Annotated in this window: 1 protein-coding gene; it reads right to left on the reverse strand. The window is 35.0% G+C overall.

Annotated features, from left to right (window positions below; translation table 11 throughout):
* Positions 1 to 204: 204 nt before the first annotated feature.
* A complete protein-coding gene (locus C8C76_RS14930) occupies positions 205 to 1,527 on the reverse strand; it encodes a transposase (protein ID WP_108143038.1) in 1,323 nt (440 codons plus the stop codon).
* Between the last annotated feature and the right edge of the window lie 237 nt (positions 1,528 to 1,764).

Below are 1,764 nucleotides of genomic sequence, written 5' to 3' on the forward strand. Positions count from 1 at the left end.
TAGAGCTTTTTGCTTTGTACAATTTTTTCTTAAAAAAGAATAAAAAATTTGCAGTAAATATCTCCAATAATAATTAAAACTCTTCATTTCAGACACATAAATATTTTTTGCAGTTCTTTTCCATTAATTTACTTCAAAAAGGGTATACTAACCCCTATAAAGCAGCTTAATCTTTTAAAATTAATTTATTCTGATATTTTTTTGTTATGCAGGCTGCAGCAGGCTTCTCAGCTTATCTTCCTGTTTTTCTTTTATTCGTCCAACTGCCATTGACAGCATAACCATTAAAGAAAGAGAACATTTAAGTTCCATCTTATCTATGCCTCTTACTGTATGATTCTCAAATCCATAAGAAACATCAAGACGACTATTTACTCTTTCTACTGAAGTTCTGGCTTTATATATTCTGTCCCATTTATAGCTCTGACGGGCTACAGGAGTAAATACACGAGGGTCTTCCTCCAGTGAAATTCTTGTACCATTTGCCACCGGACATTTATCTTTTCCCCTGCATTCTAAGCCATAATGTTTGGCAGGACATCTCTCCTTTAAGGTGTTTCTGTCTTTTTCAAATCCTCCAAATGCCATTTCTCTTCTTTTTCCTGTTACAGGATCATGGCAGTACACATTACCACAATAGTCATATACTACATTTTCTTCGCCTTCAACCAGTTTGGTTTCCTCTCCATCTTTCCACATGTTACGAATATCAATAACCGGTTTGATTTTATATTCTTCCCATAATTTTGCTATTAATTTTCCATCATCATAACCCCTGTCTCCGAGAAAATAATTGCAGTCTTCCATTATCTCCGGATGAGTTTCATCAAGCTCATCTATTAGTTCATGAGCTGCCGGCTGCTCTGCATTTGAGGCCGGGGTTACTTTAAATGCTACCGGCAGTTCATATGCTGCATCCACTATCAGGTGGAGTTTGTAACCAAACCAGCTTTTTACCTTTTTGTATTTATTACCTTCTTCATCCTCATAGCAATACGTTTTACTGCCATAATCAGCATCTAAATCTCGTCTTCTATCATCTTTTATTTCTTCCTTTTTATCGTAATCATGGGAATTAGCAAAGCTGTCTATTGCTTTACCATCTACAGCCAGTGTTTCTCCAAAATCCGGAAGTAATTCTTTTAATTCTTCTATCAATTTATTAAAAATTTCTTCTATATATTCTTGATGTTCATCCTCCAGTAATTTATTAAAAAACCGACTATAAACCCAGGCTGGTGGAACCTTACAATTCTTAAATCCACACATACTTCTTAACTGACCATTACGCGAGAGCTCACGCCTTAAACTTGCTGTTGTTTTATGTTCAAAGACTATCCCTGCCAGTATTGAATTCCACATGGCTCTTATGGGATAATCATCTCTGCCTTTTCCCCTTTCATTTTCCAGGTGGCGCATAAATTCTTCATCAGGTAAATACTTAAGAACAAGTCGTAATCTCTCTAAATCTCCTAAAGGTTGAATTTCCTGGTAGTCAAACAACTTTTTTTGTGGTATAATAGCCACAGGTGAAACCTCCTTTATTAAGTGTTTTTTGGTTGTTCTTCTTAACTACCATTATATCACTTATACCAAGGGGTTTCACCCTTTTTTATGCATTTTTTAAGATTTGGGGTCAATTTATTTATTTTAATGCTTTTTCCCTGAATAAGACCCTTATATACCATGTTTTTGGGGTAAAGAAAAATCATCATCCTCTGTACTTACTGTTATTAAAAGCCTCATTTGCTTCGCAATTTACTC

The organism is Halanaerobium saccharolyticum (assembly GCF_003053565.1).
In the GTDB taxonomy this organism is placed as follows: Bacteria; Bacillota; Halanaerobiia; order Halanaerobiales; family Halanaerobiaceae; genus Halanaerobium; species Halanaerobium saccharolyticum_B.